The sequence below is a fragment of the Hyphomicrobiales bacterium genome (assembly GCA_030688605.1).
GTDB lineage: Bacteria > Pseudomonadota > Alphaproteobacteria > Rhizobiales > NORP267 > JAUYJB01.
On record JAUYJB010000041.1, the window covers coordinates 31,431 to 51,861 of the forward strand.

General features: G+C 60.9%; 21 protein-coding genes. 11 read left to right on the forward strand and 10 right to left on the reverse strand.

Annotated features, from left to right (window positions below; genetic code table 11):
• Positions 1 to 20: 20 nt before the first annotated feature.
• Positions 21 to 944: an alpha/beta hydrolase fold domain-containing protein gene (locus Q8P46_05155; protein MDP2619548.1), complete on the reverse strand. Its 924-nt coding sequence runs from the start codon at positions 942 to 944 to the stop codon at positions 21 to 23.
• 173 nt (positions 945 to 1,117) lie between these two features.
• Here Q8P46_05155 and Q8P46_05160 point away from each other — a divergent pair, with 173 nt between their 5' ends.
• The 3 genes from Q8P46_05160 (at position 1,118) to Q8P46_05170 (ending at position 3,926) form a co-directional block, all read left to right on the forward strand.
• The gene (locus tag Q8P46_05160) at positions 1,118 to 2,260 is read left to right on the forward strand and encodes an alpha/beta hydrolase (protein MDP2619549.1); all 1,143 of its coding nucleotides are present in this window, start codon (positions 1,118 to 1,120) and stop codon (positions 2,258 to 2,260) included.
• Between the two features lie 184 nt (positions 2,261 to 2,444).
• A complete protein-coding gene (locus Q8P46_05165) occupies positions 2,445 to 2,732 on the forward strand; it encodes a UxaA family hydrolase (protein ID MDP2619550.1) in 288 nt (95 codons plus the stop codon).
• Between the two features lie 12 nt (positions 2,733 to 2,744).
• Positions 2,745 to 3,926 carry a UxaA family hydrolase gene (locus tag Q8P46_05170; protein MDP2619551.1) on the forward strand — a complete coding sequence of 394 codons (1,182 nt, stop codon included), beginning with the start codon at positions 2,745 to 2,747 and terminating at the stop codon, positions 3,924 to 3,926.
• A 69-nt stretch (positions 3,927 to 3,995) separates the two neighbouring features.
• Here Q8P46_05170 and Q8P46_05175 read toward each other — a convergent pair whose 3' ends face one another.
• The 4 genes from Q8P46_05175 to Q8P46_05190 all read right to left on the reverse strand — a co-directional run bounded on the left by Q8P46_05175 (position 3,996) and on the right by Q8P46_05190 (position 7,932).
• Positions 3,996 to 4,805: a glutathione S-transferase family protein gene (locus Q8P46_05175; protein ID MDP2619552.1), complete on the reverse strand. Its 810-nt coding sequence runs from the start codon at positions 4,803 to 4,805 to the stop codon at positions 3,996 to 3,998.
• Positions 4,806 to 5,064: 259 nt separating this feature from the next.
• A complete protein-coding gene (locus Q8P46_05180; protein MDP2619553.1) occupies positions 5,065 to 6,126 on the reverse strand; it encodes an ABC transporter substrate-binding protein in 1,062 nt (353 codons plus the stop codon).
• Between the two features lie 61 nt (positions 6,127 to 6,187).
• Positions 6,188 to 7,072 (reverse strand): ABC transporter permease, encoded by an 885-nt coding sequence (locus tag Q8P46_05185; protein ID MDP2619554.1) that lies wholly within the window; start codon positions 7,070 to 7,072, stop codon positions 6,188 to 6,190.
• Entirely contained in the window at positions 7,072 to 7,932 is an 861-nt protein-coding gene (locus Q8P46_05190) for an ABC transporter ATP-binding protein (protein ID MDP2619555.1), read from the reverse strand. The genes Q8P46_05185 and Q8P46_05190 overlap by 1 nt, the downstream gene beginning before the upstream one ends.
• A gap of 707 nt (positions 7,933 to 8,639) precedes the next feature.
• On the opposite strand from Q8P46_05190, the gene Q8P46_05195 reads away from it, so the two are divergent.
• The 8 genes from Q8P46_05195 (at position 8,640) to Q8P46_05230 (ending at position 15,273) form a co-directional block, all read left to right on the forward strand.
• The gene (locus Q8P46_05195; protein MDP2619556.1) at positions 8,640 to 9,878 is read left to right on the forward strand and encodes a hypothetical protein; all 1,239 of its coding nucleotides are present in this window, start codon (positions 8,640 to 8,642) and stop codon (positions 9,876 to 9,878) included.
• A gap of 209 nt (positions 9,879 to 10,087) precedes the next feature.
• Positions 10,088 to 11,179, forward strand: a complete 1,092-nt coding sequence (locus Q8P46_05200) for a Gfo/Idh/MocA family oxidoreductase (protein MDP2619557.1) — start codon at positions 10,088 to 10,090, stop codon at positions 11,177 to 11,179.
• A complete protein-coding gene (locus Q8P46_05205; GenBank protein MDP2619558.1) occupies positions 11,169 to 11,972 on the forward strand; it encodes a creatininase family protein in 804 nt (267 codons plus the stop codon). The genes Q8P46_05200 and Q8P46_05205 overlap by 11 nt, the downstream gene beginning before the upstream one ends.
• The gene (locus tag Q8P46_05210; protein ID MDP2619559.1) at positions 11,972 to 12,364 is read left to right on the forward strand and encodes a cupin domain-containing protein; all 393 of its coding nucleotides are present in this window, start codon (positions 11,972 to 11,974) and stop codon (positions 12,362 to 12,364) included. The genes Q8P46_05205 and Q8P46_05210 overlap by 1 nt, the downstream gene beginning before the upstream one ends.
• On the forward strand, positions 12,292 to 13,344 hold the full coding sequence (locus Q8P46_05215) for an NAD(P)-dependent oxidoreductase (protein ID MDP2619560.1): 1,053 nt from the start codon (positions 12,292 to 12,294) through the stop codon (positions 13,342 to 13,344). Before Q8P46_05210 ends, Q8P46_05215 begins: the two co-directional genes overlap by 73 nt.
• Before the next feature lie 390 nt (positions 13,345 to 13,734).
• Positions 13,735 to 14,121, forward strand: coding sequence for a hypothetical protein (locus Q8P46_05220; protein ID MDP2619561.1), 387 nt, complete (start codon positions 13,735 to 13,737; stop codon positions 14,119 to 14,121).
• A gap of 62 nt (positions 14,122 to 14,183) precedes the next feature.
• Positions 14,184 to 14,498 carry a hypothetical protein gene (locus Q8P46_05225; protein MDP2619562.1) on the forward strand — a complete coding sequence of 105 codons (315 nt, stop codon included), beginning with the start codon at positions 14,184 to 14,186 and terminating at the stop codon, positions 14,496 to 14,498.
• 196 nt (positions 14,499 to 14,694) lie between these two features.
• The gene (locus tag Q8P46_05230) at positions 14,695 to 15,273 is read left to right on the forward strand and encodes a TetR family transcriptional regulator C-terminal domain-containing protein (protein MDP2619563.1); all 579 of its coding nucleotides are present in this window, start codon (positions 14,695 to 14,697) and stop codon (positions 15,271 to 15,273) included.
• Positions 15,274 to 15,352: 79 nt separating this feature from the next.
• Here Q8P46_05230 and Q8P46_05235 read toward each other — a convergent pair whose 3' ends face one another.
• The 5 genes from Q8P46_05235 to Q8P46_05255 form a co-directional block, all read right to left on the reverse strand.
• Positions 15,353 to 17,128, reverse strand: a complete 1,776-nt coding sequence (locus Q8P46_05235; GenBank protein MDP2619564.1) for a recombinase family protein — start codon at positions 17,126 to 17,128, stop codon at positions 15,353 to 15,355.
• 49 nt (positions 17,129 to 17,177) lie between these two features.
• Entirely contained in the window at positions 17,178 to 17,387 is a 210-nt protein-coding gene (locus Q8P46_05240) for a hypothetical protein (protein MDP2619565.1), read from the reverse strand.
• A 158-nt stretch (positions 17,388 to 17,545) separates the two neighbouring features.
• On the reverse strand, positions 17,546 to 18,460 hold the full coding sequence (locus tag Q8P46_05245) for a nucleotidyl transferase AbiEii/AbiGii toxin family protein (protein MDP2619566.1): 915 nt from the start codon (positions 18,458 to 18,460) through the stop codon (positions 17,546 to 17,548).
• Complete coding sequence (locus tag Q8P46_05250) at positions 18,453 to 19,316, reverse strand: type IV toxin-antitoxin system AbiEi family antitoxin domain-containing protein (GenBank protein ID MDP2619567.1); 864 nt, start codon at positions 19,314 to 19,316, stop codon at positions 18,453 to 18,455. The genes Q8P46_05245 and Q8P46_05250 overlap by 8 nt, the downstream gene beginning before the upstream one ends.
• Before the next feature lie 220 nt (positions 19,317 to 19,536).
• Entirely contained in the window at positions 19,537 to 20,232 is a 696-nt protein-coding gene (locus tag Q8P46_05255) for an IS6 family transposase (GenBank protein ID MDP2619568.1), read from the reverse strand.
• Between the last annotated feature and the right edge of the window lie 199 nt (positions 20,233 to 20,431).

Sequence of the window (20,431 nt, forward strand, 5' to 3'; positions counted from 1 at the left end):
CGGCCATCCGGTCTGGCAATTCACCGAGATCGGGGCTTCAGATACCGATCGAGGTAGGAAATGAGTCCGGCGATCGCCTCGGCCTGGACGTCGTCGACCTCGTAGGCGCCATCGCCGCCGCGAACGGGATAGATGTAGCCGTGCATGTCGTGGTCGTAGGACACCCATTCGACCTCCTTGCCCGCCTCCCTTAGAAGCTCGTATGTGGCGCGGAAGATCCCTTGGAGATGATCGCTCTTGCGGCCCATGATAAGGATCGGCGTGTCGATGGTGGCGATGCGGGCGGCGGCGAGCTCCGCGTCGATGCGCCGCCGGACCTTGTCCACCTCGGTCATCTGCATGCCCTCGATGTTGCGCAGCTTGGTCTCCGGGTTGACGAAGGCGCTGTCGTCGGGGGTCAGCGCCAGGAACTCGTGGGCCGCGGGCTCGCTCGCGACGGCGGCGGCGACGCCGTGATATTCGGACGTGATCTTCAGCACCATCTCGCCGCCATGGCTCTTGCCGATCAGGCCGATTCGCCCGGGATCGACGAAGGGCAGCGTCTTGACGTGCTCGATAATGGCGATCTCGTCTTCATATTCGAGTGGCGCCCGGTTGAACATCTCCTTCCCTTGGCGCCTGTCGCGTACCAGCGGGCCGCCTTCATTGTAGCCGAGCTCAACCTCGGTGCGGTATCTCAGCCACGCGCAGGCGTAGCCGGCGTCCACAAGCCGGTCCATCGTATAGGCCTGGTTGCGCACTGCCTCGCGGATCCAGCGCATGCCCTGCCCGCCATTGCCCGAGGCCAGCAGCACGGTCGGAAACGGGCCCTCGCCCCCCTCCGGCTTGCGCAGCCCGATCGGCGCATAGAGACCGTCCCAGGTCTCTACATACATGAGCAGCACGGGACGGCCATCGATCGTCTCCGTGATGACGACATTCTCGGGATCGATCTCAATGGCCATCGTGCCTCCAAATCGCCTGATTATGGCACGCGCTTCGACATGTGCGCGGCTGCGTGGGCTTGATTTTTCCCAGATATCTGCAAACGATTGCGCCGAAGTATGCAAGGGCAACCTTGCGGGTACAAGGGCGGATGGTCTCTGCCCCACCAGACCGTCCGTGCCTGGAGGAACCGATGACCGCAAAGCGAGAAACACTTGGATTTGCGCCCAACGAGGACCCGTTCGTGGTCGCCCATGGCGGGTTCTACCGCCGATGGTTGTCGATGATCGACGATCTCGACGAGCTGAAGGCGACGGTCGCCAGGCTTGAGGCTACAACGCAGGACAAATGGGTGCCGGTCTGGCGCGCGGCAGGCCGGCGTCACGAAGAGGCGGGAGACCGGCTCGCCTCGGCGGGCAAGCATGACCGCGCGCGCAAGGCGTATCTCCAGGCCAAGACCTATTACGCCATCGGCCGCTTTCCCGGCGAAATCACCCCCGTCAAGGCGCAAATCAGCGCCGCGTGCGCGCGGGCCTACCGCAAGGCTTGCGAACATCTCGATCCGCCCATGGAGGTGGTTGAGGTGAAATGCGAAGGCCGCGCCATTCACGCCCATTTTCGTAGCCCCCGCGCCCGCGCTCCGGTCGCTGGCGTTCTGATCATGTGCGGAGCCGACGTGTTCAAGGAGGACCGCGGCTGGGCCGCGGAGATGGCGCTCGACAACGGCCTCGCTGCGCTGGTGATGGACGGCCCGGGCACCGGCGAGAACCCGTTTCCCTGGGATCCCGCTTCGGTCAAGGCGTGGAAGGCTGCGGTCGACTATCTGGCGGCGCGCCCGGAGGTCGACGCCGCGCGGATCGGGGCGTTCGGCATCAGCCGCGGCGGCTATTCGGTGATGCAGCTCGCAGGCACGCATCCGGAGAGCGTGCGAGCCGTGGTGGCCATCGCCGGCCACCCATTCGGGTACCGGATGAGCGATGCGGAATTGATGGAATTCATCGAGGCCCGCAACGCGCGCGCCCGGTTCGCATTTGGAGAGCCGGGCGGGCCGCCTTCCTTTCTACCCTGGTCGGTAGAAAAGGAGGAACAGGAGTTCTCGCGCTGGGCGCTGTCGGAGCTCGGCGTCCTCGACAACATCACCCAGCCGGTGCTGATGATCAACGGCAAGCAGGATCATCTGGCGCCCATCGGCAACATCTATTTCATGCTCGAGCACGGGCCCGTCACCGGTCGCGAGGCGCGCATCTATCCGGATGCCGGCCACTGCGCGTTCAAATATTATCGCGAATGGGCGCCTGCCTCCTTCGCCTGGCTCGCCGAAAAGCTCGGCGCCTGAGAGTCCGGCCCACTTGCCGCCGATGGGTCCCAGCGTCTCAGGGCGCGGTCGCTTTTCTTGACCGCCGCTTTTCGGGCGTTCTATATCTCCCGCCGGATTTGGCGTTCCATTCAAACGAACGTTCGCAGCCTCCGCGTCCCGCATCTTTGCCCGCAGTACCCCTGGGCAATCTCTGGAGTATCCGATGACCATTCCCCAGCTTCTCGTTCACGACAACAAGGACAATGTCGGCGTCGTCTGCGTCGAGGGCCTGACCGCCGGCACCGATATGCTGTGCGTCGTCACCGCCGACGATTCGTCTTTCCACCTGACGGCCCGCGACGACGTTCCGATCGGTCACAAGGTGGCGCTGAAGGATCTCGCCGCCGGCGATACGGCGGTCAAATACGGCGAGGATATCGGCAAGATCGTCGCCGACGTCAAAAAGGGCTGCCATGTCCATATCCACAATCTTAAGACGAAGCGTTGGTAGGAGGCTGCGGTCATGGCAGCAATAAGAGGTAACGGGACGATTCATGCCTACCGGCGCGAGAACGGCCGCGTCGGCGTCCGCAATCATGTCGTCATTCTGCCGCTCGACGACATTTCCAACGCCGCCTGCGAAGCGGTCGCCAACTACATCAAGGGCACCATGGCCCTGCCGCATGCCTATGGCCGGCTGCAATTCGGCGCGGATCTTGACCTGCAATTCCGCACCATGATCGGCACCGGCGCCAATCCCAATGTCGCCGCCTGCGTGGTCATCGGCATCGAGCCCGGCTGGACGCAGCGCATCGTCGACGGCATTGCCGAGACCGGCAAGCCGGTGGCCGGCTTTTCCATCGAGCAGAACGGAGACATCAACACCGTCGCCGCCGCCTCCCGCAAGGCCAAGGAGTTTGTTCAATGGGCGACCGAACTGCAGCGCGAGGAATGCTCGATTTCCGATCTGTGGATCTCCACCAAATGCGGCGAGAGCGATACCACCACCGGCCTCGGTTCGTGCCCGACCGTCGGCAACATGTACGACAAGCTGATCCCGCAGGGCATATACGGCATCTTCGGCGAGACCACCGAGATCACCGGCGCGGAACATATCTGCAAGGCGCGCGCAATCAATGAAGAGGTCGGCGAGTGCTGGTACGCTGTTTGGAAGGCCTATCAGAACGAGGTCATCGAGGCACACAAGACCGACGATCTGTCCGATTCCCAGCCGACCAAGGGCAACTTCGAGGGTGGACTGACGACAATCGAGGAAAAGGCTCTCGGCAATCTGGAAAAAATCGGCCGGACCTGCCACTATATCGATGTTCTGGAACCGGCCGAAGCGCCGAAATCCGGCCACGGTCTTTATTACATGGACACCTCATCGGCCGCGGCCGAGTGCGTCACGCTGATGGCCGCCGCCGGATACGTCGTCCACACATTTCCGACCGGGCAGGGCAATATTGTCGGAAATCCGATCGTCCCGGTCATCAAGCTGTCGGCAAATCCGCGCACCGTCCGCACGATGTCGGAGCACATCGACCTCGACGTATCGGGCATTCTGCGCCGCGAACTGACGATCGATGCAGCCGGCGATGCGCTGATCGACATGGTCGTGCGCACCGCCAATGGCCGCAACACCGCGGCCGAGGCGCTCGGCCACCGCGAATTCGTCATGACCAAGCTTTACCGCAGCGCCTGAGCGGCGGCTGGCGGTAATGTCTGATCCCGTTCATCCTTGCGATGAAAGAAGCCTGGTCGCCGTCGTTCCTCAGGCGCTGGCGGCGATCGCGCCCCGATCCAACATATGGCGGTGCGATCCGCGGCCGAGCTTCAGTTCAGGATAGATCTCCGACAGGCGGGAGCCGCGATAATAGGCCTTCTTGTAAGCCGGCCGCGCCTGAATCCGCCGCAGCCAGTCGGCAACGCTGGGACAGTTCTCCTCCCATAGATATTCCAGTCCGATATCCTCCTGCCGGTCGATCAGGGGCGCCACGGCAATGTCGGCAAGGGTGAATTGCTCGCCAAGCAGCCACGGCCCGCCGTTCTGTTGAAGCAGCTGGTCCATCCGCGCCGCCGAATTCCGGATGTCGCGAAAAGCCTCTTCGAGCAGCTCGCCGGCAAACCCGGTATTCTTGTCCATCTTCCTGTAGAAGGCGGATTTCACGGGCCGTCGCCGCGTCTTGTCTGCAAATTCCTCGTCGCTCATGTTCTGGAACTTCAGCAGCAGCCCGCCAAACTGGAACGACGGGTAGCGGCCGGCCGGCGTCGTCACCTGGTCGACATAGGCAAGCCAGGAGCGCATCTGCGCCCGGTCGTAGGCATCCGCCGGGGCCAGCGACCGCTCCGGGAAGACTTCGTCAAGATATTCCATGATGACGGACGATTCGAAAACCGGCCGCCCGTCATGGATCAGCGTCGGGACGACGCCGTTCGGATTGAGTTTCAGATACCAGTCGGAGAGATGGTCGTGGTTCTTGGACACCAGGCGGCGATCGACCCAGTCGAGTTCCTTTTCCGCCAGGCAGATGCGGACCTTCAGACTGCAGGTCGATTGCGCAAAATTATACAGCTCGAGCATGGATCGGAGCACCTGGGAGTTGATACGAGACGAGGATCGTATTTTTGCCGCCATCCATAATCAAGTCGCCGACTTATTCGGGAACGCCCGCTTGTTGCGGCAAAGGCGGGTCAGGGCGCGGAGCGATCTTGCCCACCCGGGCGAGGTAGGCATCAACACCGGCCGCCAGGAAATACAGTTCCCGGCGACGGAATTCGCCGCCGGGAACCGGTTGTCCAAGCGGTCGGGGACCGGCCCCGACCGCAAACCCGCGTCAGGGTCAGAGCGAAGCCGGACGTTTCGGAAGTCCGTTGGCTTCCTGCGCCGCCCAGACATACTTCATGTCCATATATTTGCGCCAGTCGAGGCCCTTGGGCACATCGCCGGTTATGGCGAGGGACTCGACGAAATTGTCCATCACCTCAGCGCTCTCGAATCCGCCGTCGGGGCTGATCTGGTCAAGCTCGAGCTTGTACTGAGCCTCGAATGCCGGCGGGATGTCGAAGCCAAGATCGCGCATGATCTTGTAAGACTGGTCCTTGTTGGCCGGGTCGAACATCCACCGCCGGGCCTTGACGTCGGCCCGGGCCCAAGCATAGGCGGTGTCCTCGTTCTTCTCCAACCAGCCGCCCATGGCGGCAAAGCCTTCCTGCGGCACCTCATGCAGATTCGCCGAGATGAACTTGCCGCCGGCGGCCTCAAGCCCCGCCTGATGGCGCGGAAACAGGCTGGCGCCATCGACCGTGCCGGCGAGGAGCGCCTGCAAGCGTCCATCGGAGGCGCCGGACATCGGAACGAATTCAACGTCCTTTGCGGGATCGAGGCCCATCTCCGCAACGACCTGGCGCATGACCCAGGTATTGCGGCCGTCCAGCCCGCCGCCGGTAATCTTGGCGCCTTTGAGATCCTCGGGCTTTTCGATGCCCTTGCGGACGCCCATGATCCACCATTCCTTGTCGCGGTAGAGCGAGATCATCTTGATCGGCAGTCCGCTGGCTTCGCCGGAGCCGAAGAAGACGCTGGTATCGCCATGGGTGATGTCGAGGCTGCCGCCGATCAGGCCGGGCATATATTCTTCCGAAAGAATGACATCGAATTCTTCGATGCCGACCTCCTTCATATAGCCCAGCGCCTGCGCCAGCCTGTAAGACCACTGGGTGGCGTAGTTGGGGTTGAAATCGCCCATCGTGAGCGATTTCAGATTGGCCATGACGTTTTCGGCGCTTGGCGCCTGCGCACCGGCCACGTTTCTGGTCGCGGCGGCAATGATCGTGCCGAGCACGCCGGCTCCGCCGAGCATCAGAAACTCCCGGCGCGGCAAAACGATGTGATGTCTCTTCATGCTTTTCCCTCCCATTCGGGTTGCTTCACTTCAAACTATCCTGTGGCCGGCGTCGCGCCATTCACAGCGTCTCAATCCGCCGCCACGGGGCGACATAGGCCTCCAACCAGCGGGTGATCTGGATGAGCGACAGCGACACGACCACCAGCAGAAACAGCACCGCATACATGAGCGAAGAGTTGAACGTATCGGCCGAGCGGTTCACCAGATATCCCAGCCCGCGCGACCCGCCGAAAATCTCGGCGATGATCACGCCGATCAGGCCGCGGCCGATACCCTGCTGGATCCCCGCGATGATAAAGGGGAGCGTGTAGGGCAGGACCACCTTGATGTAGAGCTCGCGCCGGCTCGCGCCGAATACTCTGGCTGCGGAAAGCAGCGATTGTTCCGTCGTCTTCACCCCGGCCCAGGCGTTGATGATGATCGGGAACACGGCGGACAGCACGATGATCGTGAGCTGCATCTTGACCGTGAACCCGAGGAACAGGATGAACAGCGGGACCAGCGCGATACGCGGCAGCGAGGCGAGCGCCCAGACATAGGGGCTCAGCACGGTCTCGACATATTTATTGCCGCCCATCAGCAGACCGGCCGGGATGCCGATCGCGCAGGCGATGCCCAGCCCGATGCCCAGATTCGACAGGCTGTAGAAAAGGTGGTCGCGGATGCTGCCCGAAATCACCGAGCCCGGCGGCGCCGTCGTGGTCAGCCCATCCCAAAGCGCGGCAAACATGCTGCTTGCGGAGGGCAGGAAGAGCGGGTTGATGGCCCCCGATCGGGCAAAAAGCTCCCAGAGGATGAAGAATATGGTCAGATTGACCGCGGTGACGGCCCAGGAGCCATAGCGCCCCCAGGCCTCGCCGGTCGTCCATTCGGTATCTTCGATGCGTCCCGAGTCGCTGGTTTCGCCGAGGGAAACGACTTCCCTATCCTCTATCGTGCTCATCATTTTGCTCCGCGTTCGGACTGAAGCGCTTCGTCTTTCACCAGCCGCCAGATGTGATCACGAAATTCGCCGTATTCAGGAAGCAATTTCACGTCGTAGTCAAACCGCGGGCGCGGCAGGTCGATGTCGACCACTTCCTTGATACGGCCAGGGCGGGAAGAGATTACAACGACCCGGTCGGCGAGAGTGATCGCCTCGTCGATCGAATGGGTGATGAAGATGACCGTCTGGCCGGTTTTGGAGACGATCCGCTCGAGTTCGCCCTGCATCGCTTCTCGCGTCATTGCGTCAATCGCCGCAAACGGTTCGTCGGCAAGCAGGATATCGGGTTGGGTGACCAGCGCCCTGGCGATGCCGACGCGCTGCTTCATGCCTCCCGATAATTCGTAAGGGTAGGATTTCTCGAAGCCGGTCAGGTCGACGAGATCAAGGCAGCCGCGAACGCGCTCGTCCATATCCCGCTTGGAAAGGCCCAGTTTCTGGAATTCGAAGGGCATGCGGACGTTCGATTCAACAGTCCGCCAGGGCATCAGCGCGTAGTCCTGGAACACCATGGCGCGATCGGGGCCGGGGCCTGTCACCGGGCGTCCGTTCACCTCGATGGTTCCTTCCCAGGGTTGGACGAGGCCGGAGACGGCGTTGATGTAGGTCGTCTTGCCGCAGCCCGATGGCCCGACCAGCACCACGAATTCGCCGCGGTTCACCGACAGGCTGATATCGCGGAGCGCGGTCAGCCGCTTGCGCTCGCGGTGCAGCTTGTAGCCGACGGTGAGGCCTTTGGAGACTATAACCGGCACGGCGTTTGCCGATGCCGGCGCGGGCGATTGACCTGGCGCGGCACCAAGCCGCTTGGTTTCCATGAGGGTCATTGCCCTTGTCGTCCTCCCACAGACTTCATGGTTTTGGTTGCAATCGTTTGCACTCATTTTTGAGCTTATCAGTTTCGCATGGGCAAGAATATCCCCGGCTACTTCCCCTGTGGCGTTCCTGTCAGTCGAATTTTCGGATGGGTCCGTCGGCAACGGCCAGCGGAGATGTTCCGAGGCAATGCATCAGTCTCCGAAAGCGTCGGGAACAGGTGCCCGTTACTCGTCGCGACATGCGGTTCGTGACGTGGGTCATCCCCCTCTCCGATGAAATCGCTCAAGCTCATACGGTATTATCATATGACAAAAGGATCAAAGCCAGGGCCTCTGTTGAACTTGTGGTGATTTGCCACCGGCACGAGTTCGGCTCCACGCGCGCACGCTCCCACTTTACCCCGCGGGTCCTGCAGACGGGGTATAAGAGAAATTGGAATATCTCGGAATCACGACGAAATGCGCATGCCGCTCTTAACCAAGGCGAGTCGACATATCGCGATGGTCGAAAGCGACCTGGTTCATCCACTTGCCGTTGCTATAGTTGCGGCAGCCAAGGTTTCAAGTTAGTCGTGCGATAGTGCGATATGGCGAAACGTACCAGTCCGTGAACCGTTGCGGGATCGCCTCACATTGCAGAGACACGGTTACCGCGTGTCGGCGGCATTTATCGATGCGGGCCGGTGGCGGAAACCTGGTGAAAGGAAATGCGGATGAATACTCGATCCTCGTCTGGCGCGCCGATCATCCGCGGCTTCAGGCTGTTGGCTCATCACGAGTTGGATGGATTTGGTGGTCTCGGGGAAGGCACGGCAATTCAAATGGCCAAGGACGGCCGGCGAATCCTGTGGCTTGCACACGAAACCGCGCCCAAGAATTTTACGGCCCTGGATGTGAGCGACCCCCGCAATCCGCGGCTTGTTGTTCAAACCAACCTGCCTGAACCCTACATGCGGTCGAATTCGCTCGAGGTGGTCGGCGACGTCATGGCCGTTGCCTACCAGTGCAAGAAACCCGGCCAGCAGCCGGCGGGCTTCGAGCTGTTTGACATTTCAAAGCCGGAAGACCCGCAGTCCATCGCCTTTTTCGACGCGTCGGGACCCCATTCCCGTGGCGTCCACCAGCTGTGGTTTTGCGACGGGGAATATGTCCACATGGCGGCGGGCGCCGCCGATTTTCAGTCGCACCGCCCTGGCGACGACCAGTTTTACCGGACAATCGATGTACGCACTCCGTCGAAACCGAAAGAAGTCGGGCGCTGGTGGCTGCCGGGCGTGCGGGTCGGCGATAGCGAGGAGCCGCCCGTCCAGCACAACCCGGACGGCAAAGGCTTTCGTGTGCATAACACGAACGTCTATCCGCAGCGGTCCGACAGAGCCTATCTGGGCTATGTCGATGGCGGGGTCATCATCCTCGATATCTCCGACATGACGCAGCCGAAAATGATCTCGCGGTGGGACAATTCACCGCCTTATCATGGGTTCACGCACACGGTGCTGCCGCTGTTTGACCGCAATCTTTTGGTCGTGACGGATGAATCGGTAGCCGACGCCGCCGCCGACTGGCCGAAGTTGGTCTGGATTCTCGATGCGCGCCACGAGGAAAATCTAATTCCTATCGCGACGTGCCCGCTTCCGCCGGTCGAGGAATTCGCGCATCGCGGCGGCAGGTTCGGGGCGCATAATATTCACGAGAACATTCCGACCCCGACATCCTGGCAGTCGGACCAGGTCATTCTCGGGACATTCTTCAATGGCGGCCTGAGAGCGTTCGATATTTCCAACCCCTATCAGCCTCAAGAGATCGCGCATTTTGTGCCCCCCGCGCCGCCGCTGGCGCCGAGCGGATCGATCCAGCTCAATGATGTCTTCGCGGACGAACGCGGCGTGGTCTATACGGTCGATCGGCATGTGGGCGGGCTCTATGTCCTCGAAATGGATTTCTAGAGAGCTTACGGACCGGCTGTTTCCCTCTGCGGATCCTGCTCGCCACGGGCCAGCGCCTTGGCCGTCCGCGTGGCGCGCGTGAAGCGGCGGCCGTCGATACGCGCTCGTGCCAATCCGGATGGGCTGTCCTTGACCCCTACCATCGCACTGTCTTACCGTGATACGACCTAATATGCAGCTCTAATCCCCTAAATCCATAAGGTAAAGGAATGAGCACCGAACCGATCAGAGTCGGAATTATTGGTCTGGGAAGATGGGCGCGTGTTCTGACCCGCGCGGCGAAACTTTCCGACAAAATCGAGATTGTGGCCGGCTATAGCCGCTCGGAAGAAAAACGCAGCGCCTTTGCCCAAGAGACCGGGATTTCCGTCGTACCTGACCTGCAGTCGCTGTTGTCCGATCCGGACACCAAGGGCATGATATTGACCGTCCCGAACGAGCAGCATTTGCCGGTTGCGCTGGAAGTGGCAAAGGCCGGCAAACATGTCTACACCGAAAAGCCGATTGCCAGCACGCTGGAGGATGGGCTGGAGATCGAGGCGCTCGAAAACGAATATGGCGTCACCGTGACCGTCGGACACAGTGCCCGTCTGCTTGGCGGAATCCGCGCGATCCGCGAAGCAATCGATGCGGGAGAACTGGGTGTTGTCGGGTTTATCGAAGCGAATTTTTCCAATGAGCGTGCGCTCGAGCTGACGCCCAAGACCTGGCGCTGGTACAAGGACCGTGCCCCCGGCGGACCCTTGTCGCAACTGGCGATCCACATGTTCGATGTTGTTCAGTATCTCGGCGGAGATGTTGCCGAAGCCAGTTCGGTTGCCGCGAAGTTTTCGCCCGTCGGCGCTGAGGTCGACGACCAATCGATGACGTTACTCAAATTCGCCGACAGCAAGATCGCCTATGTCGGCAGTTGCTGGACATCGCCGGGCATCTTCGCCGTACGCGTATTCGGGTCGAAGGGTCTGATGCATTACGAGATCGATTTCGGCACCTGGGATACCCCGGAGAGACTTCGCGACAAATCCATTCTGTATATCCAGCGCGGCAAGGACGGCTTTGGAAAGCGCGAGATTCTGGAAGAGCCGGAGAGCAATATGTTTCGCGCCGAGCTTGATCTCTTCGCCGACAGTTGCAGATCGGGAACCGGCAACGAGCTGAGTGCATCGAACGGAAATTCGGCGCTTGCCTGCGTTAATGCCGCGCTGTGTTCGATCGAACGCAAAGGCGAGTCGGTGAAACTCGACGACGTTCGCGAAGAAGCACGCCGCAAACTCGCCGCGGAGAAACGCGATGTTGCATAGTCGGTATTTTTCCGACCTCACGCAGCCGGAGATCGCCAAGCAATTCGAGCGAAATCCTCTGGTGATCCTGCCGGCCGGAAGCGTCGAACAGCACGGCCCGCATTTGCCGGCGGGCACCGATTCCTTTGCCGCAAACCTGATTTCCGAAGCGCTTGCATCAAGAATGGACGGACTTGTTCTCCCCGGTCCCACGATCGGCGTTACGCCGATGCATATGCCCTATGAGGGCACGATCACATTCACGCCTGAAACCTACGTTCGGGTGGTCACGGAGATCTGCGCGTCGACGGCCGTTCATGGCGCCAAATCCCTTCTTATCCTCAACTGGCACGAAGGCAACATTCCCTCGCTGGCCATCGCTGCCGAAGATTTGCATCGAAAGCACGGAATGACCGTGCTCACCGTGCAGGCCTGCTATGTCGCGGCAGATCTGTTTGGCGAGGAATGCAATGGTCTCACACATGGCGGGGAAATCGAGGCACTGGCGGTCCTGGCCTTCAGGCCCGAACTGGTGCATCTCGACCGGATCGACAATTCCTCCGATCAAAAGCACGGCCATTACATGGACAAGCTCCGGCGCACGCGCAGCTACCAGCCGGTCCTGACCGATATCCGCACGATTGCGCCGACGGGATGGTATGGCACGCCGGAGAAAGCCACTGAAGAGCGCGGCATCGCCATGCTTGCAAGGATTGCCGACTCGATAGCCGCCGAAGCAACGGAACTGTTCGCCCAGCTCGAAGGCATACAGGGCGGAACCGGAGAATTAAAGAATCTGCGAAAGGCAGTCTGATGGCCAGGGTCTTTCATCTGAAGGATTCGAGGAATCTGAGCTTACCCGGCCGGCATTCACGTGAGATCGTGGCGGCGGCATCCGGCGCGCAAAGATCTACAGTGCGGCTCGTCGAGATTGAAGCGCCCAAGCCCGGCGCTGCCGAGCGCGGTCCGCATGTCCATTTTGATTTTGAAGAGTGTATTCACGTTCTTTCCGGGGAAGGGTTCACACGCACCGACGCGGGGAAATATCCGTTAGCGGCAGGCGACACCGTTCTGGTGCCCGCCGCCGAAAGACATGCCACCTACAATACCGGGACCACAGTTCTGAGGTTGTTGTGTTTCTTTCCGACAAACGACGTCGGCGCGGCAACGGTCGAGTACGAATCCTGGGACACTTCCGACGGGTAGCATCGATGCCGAATGTTCTGTGTCTTCGCCCGGAGTCCGACTTCGCCCGCGTTGGCGTTGTTCCGCCAGTGTCAATGGACATCGATTATATTGCGCCGGACGATGCGCAAATGCCCGCCTTGCTCAAGCAGGCGGACGCGCTCGTCATTCCTGCCGTCGGCCCAAAGCTCCCGCTAGGTCTGTTTGAAGACACGCGTCTTAAGCTCGTTCAGGTGACCGGCGCCGGCGTTGACCGTGTCGATGTCGACGGGTTGCGGGCGCTTGGAATTCCGCTTGCCAATGTTCCAGGGGGCAGCAACGAGGCCATCGCCGAATACGCGGTCTCGTGCGCTTCGGCGCTGCTTCGGCGGTTCACCGAGGCGACCGCCGAAATCCGCAATGGGCGCTACGGCGCTTTCCGCAGCCGATTTCTCGCCGACAATGTCGACGGCCTTGAGGGTCTGCTGGTCGGCATCGTCGGGTTGGGTGTCATCGGAACCGCAGTCGCGCGGAAATTCAAACAGTTCGGATGCCGCATAGCATTTTTCGACCCGGCACCTGCAGATCCGCAAGCGGCCAGTGCCCTGGCGGCCGAGGCGCTTGGTCTTGAGGATCTATTTTCCCGGTCCGATATCGTTTCGGTGCATGTGCCGCTGCTCCCAGCGACAAAGGATCTGATCGAAACAAATGTATTGTCGAAGGCAAAAAAGGGCGCGGTGCTCATCCAGGCTTCCCGCGGCGGTGTCGTAAACGAGAGAGCCTTGGCTGGCGCGCTCGAATCCGGGCGTTTGGCAGGCGCGGCCGTCGATGTCTACTCCAGCGAGCCGCCAGCACCGGACAATCCGTTGCTCAAGCTTTCCGATGCGGCAGCAAGTCGAGCGATATTGACACCACACATCGCCGGAATAACCCGTCAATCCTGGGCGTTTCTGTTTCGAGCGGCGTGGGACAACGTGACCCGGGTTGTCGTGCAAAACCAGGCGCCGCTCCATGTCGTTTAGGCGAGATGTTCGACATGGCTCATTGCGGCATCAAGGGGACGCAACGAGCAGAACTGGTCGCCGCGGCCGCATGACTTCTGCTTGGTGCCACATATGCCTGACGACCCGAATTCTAGCACATGATTGAGCCAATTCGGCGACCAGAGAAAGGGCAAGCAACGGCGGGGCGGCGCCATTTCCTGTCATCTGCTGCTCGGGTTGAGGCCCAACGACGATCGCCGGAGTGAAGTCGGGAAAGAACAATCGCGTGTTTGGGCGAAGAGGCGAGCGCTGCCTCATCGCGAGAAGCCGTGGCGCGACGCCTTGACAGCCCTTGCCGGGGGTGTAACCTGCCGATTAGACCGACTGGTCTAGTTCGCAGATGGACGCATTCAAGGAAGGAGAACGAACATGCGGGTGGCAAAGGACAAAGTGGACGTCAGGATGGACATTCCAGGTGCGGTGATCCGTCAGAGCATGGATTTTGGCGATGCGAGCGGCCTCGGCAAGATCAGCGCCGAGTATTTCACGCTCTCAGCGGGCGTCGATACCACCCCGCTCTTCCAGGGACTGGAAGGCGATCTCTGCCAATGCCCCCATTGGGGCTTCGTCTTGCACGGCCGGCTAACTACGACCGACGCGAATGGCGCGCGGGAGACGGTTGAGGCTAATGACCTGTTCTACTGGCCGCCAGGCCACAACGTGAAGGTCGACGCCGATGCGGAGATCGTCATGTTCAGCCCGCAGCGCGAGCACAGCCGCGTCATCAGCCATATGATCGAGAAAGTGAAGAGCTAGCTCGGTTTCGAGGTAGCACCTTCGTCCGGTCCCTTGCATCTTGGTTAGTGGAGGAAGGCACCATGCGTGTCCTCATCGCGGTTGCACTCGCCGCTGGTGCCAGCCTTTCGCTCGTCAGCACAGGTCCTAGTCAGGCCGCCCCCAACAAATTTGGTCAACGGGTGTCGGACTGCTCCAAGTGGGATTGCTCAGGCGGGATCATTTGCTCGTGTTGTTTCGAAAATGGCTGCTGGATTTGCGACGCGCACTTTGGCAAGCCCTCGAGTTTCACTGAGAAATGCGAGTGGAACGACGCCGTGCGTAATCAAGGAACCGTTCCGGGTGGCGGCATCTTCCCGGCGGCGGTGTGCTCGATCCTGGCGGCGGACATTCAATAAAGCCCGGATTCCGATTGCCTGCAACTGGAGGCGCGATGCCGTAGAGTCCATTTGGCAGGGGGTCTCTTGCACCGCCCATGCTTCCCCGGCTTCGGCTCGCGGGACTCTGTTGCCGGGGGGGTGCGCTGTGCCTCAATCCCTCCCGCATGCGTGCGTACCGGCGAGCGGCTATGCCCCCATTTAGGTCGACAATGAGATGACGCATTCAACCAAGCTACGCCTGCTCAAGGCGGGTCTGCCAATGCTTTTGGAGCATGGCTACAACGATCTCGGCATCCAGGCCCTGCTTTCGGCCACGGGCATCCCGAAGGGCTCTTTCTATCATCATTTCAAGGACAAAGAGGACTTCGCGCTGCAAGTCCTCGACGAGTACATGCGGGAAGTGCATGCGGGCCTTGACGCCTGCCTCGGAGACAAGGGGCGCCACCCGCTCGCACGGGTGCGTTGTTTTTTCGAGATGACGCAGGAGAATTACCGAAAGGAGGGGTACATGGGCTGCCTATTGGGTGGACTCGGACAAGAACTGTCGGGCGTAAGCGAGGTGTTTCGACGAAAGATCGATGGATGCTTTTCCGAAATTGCCGGGCGTTTGGCCATCTGCCTGGAAGAGGCTCGGCAACGAGGCGACATCCCAGCCGATTCCAATGCGCGGCAAATGGCAAGCTTGCTGGTTGACTGTTGGGAGGGTGCCGCGCTTCGCAGCCGACTTCGGCAGGAAGCCGCGCCGCTGAACGCGATGCTCGACTTCTACTTCCGTTCGGCAGGCGCTCGGTGACGGGTCTCTCACCCCGCGAAGAAACCGACCGGCGCTACCAAGGGGAGACAAGGGGCAACGAATTGGGAATGCGTACTCGCTAACCCCTTGATTCACTTACGAATACACGCCCTCTTGCTTCCACGGTGCTTCCACGGTGCTTCCACGAGCAGGTTGGAAACATAAGCGCAGAATCAAGACGCTCGCCAAGTCTTTGACTTGGCGGGCGAATTTGGTTGCGGGGGCCCGCAACCCCTTTTGTTATAACTTCTGGCTTGGGATGGCTCCGGCGTTCCGCCACGAAGTCGAGAATACCCATCAGCTCGCCGCGTAGAACAGCCTGCATCGCGCCACGCTTCTCTCCTGGCGTCAGCACTACCTCGCCCACCAGCGAGCGGATGGCATCGGCGGCCTCGGAGTGTAGTTCCGGATTGGCAAGCGCTTCGGTCAGGTGGACGACCTTGGCCTTGTAGATTTCGGCGATGTTGGGATGGATGTCCGGTACATCCGCCGGGGCCTCGGCCATGCGCGCCATGATCTCCGCCTTCTGACGTTCGAGGTCGTCCATCCGCGCCTTCATGGCAGGCTGATACATGCCGTCCTCGATGGCCGCCATGATACCGGCAATGCCGCGTTCGACCTTGGCGAGCGCTTTGCGGTCAAGTTCGGTGTGCGCGCGGCGCTCGTGGTTCTGCCGGTTGAGCTCTTCCGCATAGGTGCGCACAGCGTCGGCCACGGCATCGGCGGAAACGAGCTTCTCCGTCAGTCCGGCCAAAACACGGCTCTCAATGTCGTCGCGGCGGATGGTGTGACCATTCTGACAGGTGCCGCGGCGATAACGGTTCAAGCAACCATATCGGTCACGGGTGATGATGCCGTAGCTGCCACCGCAACATCCACATTTGAGCAACCCGGAGAACAGGAAGGACGGACGGCGCAGCTCGTTGACATGCTTGGCGCGATAGGCGCGCACGCCCTTCGTGACATTCTCGAACTGCTTGGCGATCTCTGTCTGTCGTTGGCGCGCCGCTTGCCACAGTTCCTCATCGACGATGCGCAGCTCAGGTACTTCGGTCCTGATCCATTCGGATTCCGGGTTGATGCGCGAGACGCGCTTTCCCGTCGCCGGGTTCTTGACGTAGCGCAGCCGGTTCCAGACCAGCACGCCGGCATAGAGCTCGTTGTTCAGAATGCCGGTGCCGCGGCAGACATGGCCGCGAATGGAGGTGTCGCCCCAGGCGCGGGAGAGCGGACCGGGGATGCCCTCACTGTTGAGATCGGCGGCGATGGCGCGCGGGCTCTTACCGGCGGCGAACTCCCGGAAGATGCGACGCACCACCACAGCCTCCGCTTCATTGATGTTGCGCTCTCCGCGCACCTGTTCGCCTTCGCTGTTGGGACGCTTGACCACGGTATAGCCGTAACAGAGGCCGCCACCCGCCTTACCCTTCTCGACCCGGCCGCGGAGGCCGCGATGGGTCTTGGCGGCAAGATCCTTCAGAAACAGGGCATTCATCGTGCCCTTGAGGCCGACGTGAAGCTCGGAAATCTCGCCTTCGGCCAAAGTGACGATCTGGACGCCCGCGAATTTGAGATGCTTGTAGAGGATGGCCACGTCAGCCTGGTCGCGCGAAACGCGGTCCAGGGCTTCGGCGAGCACGATGTCGAACTTACCTGCCTGCGCGTCCTGCAAGAGCGCCTGGATGCCCGGCCGCAGGGTGACGCTGGCGCCCGAGATGGCAGCGTCCTTGTAGGTGCTCATAACCTTCCACCTCTCCCGCGCCGCATGGTCCCGGCAGATACGGAATTGATCGTCGATCGAGGCAACACTCTGGTTGTCCGAGGAATAGCGGGCGTATAGCGCAACGCGGGTCATGGAATTCTCTCCTGCACATGGCCAATTCACCCCCAAGTTTTCAGCCCTCTCACTCTTGTCCGTTGTCGTTGGCCGCCTTCTCCCGCCTTTCCTTCTCCCAGGACCTTATGTTCTCGCGGGCGATATGGCGGCCGATAGCCCGGGCGATGATGCGGATGCGCGGATCCAGTGATCCGGCTGTCTGACTGCCTTCCGGCGCGTCGGTGTCATTCGCTGCCGGCGGGATGATTTCCGCCGCCTCCTCGTCCGTCTCCTTCATGAGCGCACCTCTTCCAACCAGTTGCGGTCAGGAAGCAGGCTCGCCCCAAAGCGAAAGAAGAAAAACTGACCCCTTCTATCCTCTCCATGCGTTTATGCCGCATTCTATTGGCACTACGTGTTCGTGTGCGCAATCATACATCGTGTGACGATCACCCTCTATCCAAGCAAGGCTTTCAACAGCGCCCGCTGCTCTGCATGCTTTTTGGGATTATCGGCCTTGAGCTTTCGCAGGTTCAGGAGCTTCCACTGAGCGGCTGGGAGGCGTTCGGCGTCGGGCAGACCGATCAACCCAAAATCCGGCTCGGCGTCATGGAGCGAAAGCAGAAACGTAGCGGCATCGCCCGTCAGCCGGGTCCGGATGTCATCAAGCAGGCGCGCCCGCGCGGATTCGAGCTCATCGAGACTCACAACGTCGCGGGTCATTCCGGCGAATTCCTCCGTGTACAACGCGTCGAGAGACGCCTTGGCAGGCGCCAGCAGTTCATGCATCGGCCGGCCGGACGCGGAGACATAGACCAGGAAGACGCGGAACAGACTGTCGGTCAGGCCCTCGTTCTCGTAGAGCAGCTTGACGTCATAGAAGTCCCGCGGGTGCTGCCGGTCCAGGGCGGCGTGCAGCTTGCCTCCGTAAAGGTCCTCGAACGCGACCACCTGCATCTCGGCAAAGCCGAATGTATCCTTGACCACGTCCGCGACCCTCAGCGATTGAGGCGCCAGAACGATCCCCCGTCCGACTGGAGAGGTTTCGACCTTCACCTGCGCACGTCCGCTGCCGATCATGATGCGGGTTTCGTTGTTCCCGCCGCCGGCGATGCGCTGAAGCCGCATATCCGGACTGCGCCGGGCGAGCGTGCCGACGATCCGATCGAGCGCCTCGTCGATATTGCGCAGGGACGTTTCCCGATCCTCCACCGGTAGGTAGACCAGATCGATGTCGACCGATAAACGCGGCATGTCCCGATAGAAGAGATTGATGGCCGAGCCGCCTTTCAACGCGAAGACCTTCTCCTCTGCAATCGACGGGAGCGCACGCATCAGCAGACGGACCTGTTCGATGTACCGCTCATGCATGCGTCGCGCCCTCCGTCACGTCGGCGGGCAAGAGCTCCTCCGGCACATAGATCCGGTAGGTCGGATGCAGCTTGCCACCCTTGACGAGCGCGCGAGGACCGGAGCCGAAATCGATCGCATCCTTGTCCAGATGCTTCAGCCAGGCGTGTTCATGCCGGTCGGCAAACACGAAAAACAGACGTCGGACCTTGATGCTACGGCAGGCATGCAAGAGAGACATCAAGTGTCGGGGGCGCAGGTTCGAGAGCCCCTGAAAGACCATATCCAGGTTATGGAAGCTCGCATGACTGGGCAGTTCATCGAGCGCCTCGAAGATGGCGCGCTCCGGAGAAGAGACCTTGAGTGGCCAGCGCCAGGGGCTCACCGTCGGACCACCGCCGAGCTCCGATCCCGGGACGGTATCGAGCTGATGCTCTGCGTTCTCGACGCCGGCGAGATCGTCGCCGAACAGAGCGCGCGAGCGAACGATAAACTGCACGTTGACCGGCAGGCGCGCGAGCCAGGCGGGAACCGTGCCGTAAAGACAGACGTGGGCCTCGCCGCCCAGCGGCAGGTAGTGGGAAAGCCCATGCCATGCGAGCGCACTCGGCCCGCCCAGATGAACGTCGTACCCCATGATCCACTGGATGGAGAGCAGAGGGAACTGCCAGTCGGCCGCCGATGCCGAAGGCACCTGCCCCGCCAGCGGGCGGCGATAGACGCCACGCACCACCCTTTCCAGCCAGCCCCGTTGCACGTAGTCATGGATCGACTTAGGGTCGATGCCTTGGCGCTTCAGCCACGCGGCATCGACCATGAAGCCGGGCGGAACGCGCTCCAGGAGGGGTTTCAGACGTGGGGTCCGTTGATGGTCCATAACCATCAAAATTGCACATTTCCAAAATATGGGCAAGGGTAATTTCGAACATCTTCTGTTTCAATGGCTAAAAACCATTAAAATCATCATATCTCGAAATCGCCCGAAGTTCGCCATCCCGGCCCCAAGCCATATGTGAGATATGGCTTTCTCCAACTCAGAATAGAGGGCACTGACACGTTAACTGAGGCAGTCGGCTGAAATTCGGCTGTGACCCCGGTCAGGCAGGAAGGCAACTCTGATTCCAGACAGCGAATGCACCGGCGCGAAATTCCTTGAAGATGCGGCGCGGCAGAAGATGGCGTTGGATGTAGAAGGCGTTGTGGACGGCGGCGTGGATCGACAGGAACCGTTGGGCGGATCCTGGCGACTTGAACCGCTGCAGTTTTCGTTCTCTACGCCGTACCGGCTGGTGTGAATTTTCGGCTCGATTGTTTGCCCGTAATCCCTGGTCATGGACCGCGGAAAGCCGCTCTTTACGAATGGCGACGGCGTAGGATCTGAGCTTGTCGGTGGTGATGCGCTTCGGCGCAAAACCCTGCTTCTTCAGCAGCTTTCGCAACAGTCTCCGGGCCGATCGGGCGCAGCGTCGGCGCTGGACCAGGAAGTCGAGCACCTCGCCTTCGTCATCGACTGCGCGCCACAGCCAGTGTTTCCGGCTGCGGATCTTGATGACCATCTCGTCGAGATGCCAGCGCGCGCTGGCACGCGGCCGGCTGCGGCGAAGATTGCCGGCGATCAGCCGGCCGAACTTCAGGAACCAGCGCCGAACCGTCTCGTTCGAAACGTCGATGCCGCGTTCAGCCAGCAGATCCTCGACATCGCGAAACGACAGCGTAAACCGGGCATAAAGCCAGACCGCATGCTGGATAATCACCGGCGGAAAACGATGTCGTTTGAACGAAATGGGGGTCATCCAGAGACCGTACCGGCCCCTGCCAACAACGGCCAGCCACTTAACGTGTCAATGCCCACTAGTGTTCTGTCCCATTAATAAATTTACATATCTTGCGAACGGATTCATGATTCGCTCCTGCCAGGGAGGGGATCATGGCGCGCATTGGACGACCTCAGGAAAGAGAACTGGTGCTTGCGGAGAGCGAGCGAGACGAATT

What these genes read in the sequence shown, in the direction of transcription:
- Q8P46_05250 (MDP2619567.1), bottom strand. Translation starts at nt 19,316, where the DNA reads ATGGACCATCAACGGACCCCACGTCTGAAACCCCTCCTGGAGCGCGTT.
- Q8P46_05165 (MDP2619550.1), top strand. Translation starts at nt 2,445, where the DNA reads ATGACCATTCCCCAGCTTCTCGTTCACGACAACAAGGACAATGTCGGC.
- Q8P46_05195 (MDP2619556.1), top strand. Translation starts at nt 8,640, where the DNA reads ATGCGGATGAATACTCGATCCTCGTCTGGCGCGCCGATCATCCGCGGC.
- Q8P46_05205 (MDP2619558.1), top strand. Translation starts at nt 11,169, where the DNA reads ATGTTGCATAGTCGGTATTTTTCCGACCTCACGCAGCCGGAGATCGCC.
- Q8P46_05240 (MDP2619565.1), bottom strand. Translation starts at nt 17,387, where the DNA reads ATGAAGGAGACGGACGAGGAGGCGGCGGAAATCATCCCGCCGGCAGCG.
- Q8P46_05235 (MDP2619564.1), bottom strand. Translation starts at nt 17,128, where the DNA reads ATGACCCGCGTTGCGCTATACGCCCGCTATTCCTCGGACAACCAGAGT.
- Q8P46_05245 (MDP2619566.1), bottom strand. Translation starts at nt 18,460, where the DNA reads ATGCATGAGCGGTACATCGAACAGGTCCGTCTGCTGATGCGTGCGCTC.
- Q8P46_05185 (MDP2619554.1), bottom strand. Translation starts at nt 7,072, where the DNA reads ATGAGCACGATAGAGGATAGGGAAGTCGTTTCCCTCGGCGAAACCAGC.
- Q8P46_05155 (MDP2619548.1), bottom strand. Translation starts at nt 944, where the DNA reads ATGGCCATTGAGATCGATCCCGAGAATGTCGTCATCACGGAGACGATC.
- Q8P46_05180 (MDP2619553.1), bottom strand. Translation starts at nt 6,126, where the DNA reads ATGAAGAGACATCACATCGTTTTGCCGCGCCGGGAGTTTCTGATGCTC.
- Q8P46_05225 (MDP2619562.1), top strand. Translation starts at nt 14,184, where the DNA reads ATGCGTGTCCTCATCGCGGTTGCACTCGCCGCTGGTGCCAGCCTTTCG.
- Q8P46_05200 (MDP2619557.1), top strand. Translation starts at nt 10,088, where the DNA reads ATGAGCACCGAACCGATCAGAGTCGGAATTATTGGTCTGGGAAGATGG.
- Q8P46_05220 (MDP2619561.1), top strand. Translation starts at nt 13,735, where the DNA reads ATGCGGGTGGCAAAGGACAAAGTGGACGTCAGGATGGACATTCCAGGT.
- Q8P46_05190 (MDP2619555.1), bottom strand. Translation starts at nt 7,932, where the DNA reads ATGGAAACCAAGCGGCTTGGTGCCGCGCCAGGTCAATCGCCCGCGCCG.
- Q8P46_05210 (MDP2619559.1), top strand. Translation starts at nt 11,972, where the DNA reads ATGGCCAGGGTCTTTCATCTGAAGGATTCGAGGAATCTGAGCTTACCC.
- Q8P46_05255 (MDP2619568.1), bottom strand. Translation starts at nt 20,232, where the DNA reads ATGACCCCCATTTCGTTCAAACGACATCGTTTTCCGCCGGTGATTATC.
- Q8P46_05175 (MDP2619552.1), bottom strand. Translation starts at nt 4,805, where the DNA reads ATGCTCGAGCTGTATAATTTTGCGCAATCGACCTGCAGTCTGAAGGTC.
- Q8P46_05160 (MDP2619549.1), top strand. Translation starts at nt 1,118, where the DNA reads ATGACCGCAAAGCGAGAAACACTTGGATTTGCGCCCAACGAGGACCCG.
- Q8P46_05230 (MDP2619563.1), top strand. Translation starts at nt 14,695, where the DNA reads ATGACGCATTCAACCAAGCTACGCCTGCTCAAGGCGGGTCTGCCAATG.
- Q8P46_05170 (MDP2619551.1), top strand. Translation starts at nt 2,745, where the DNA reads ATGGCAGCAATAAGAGGTAACGGGACGATTCATGCCTACCGGCGCGAG.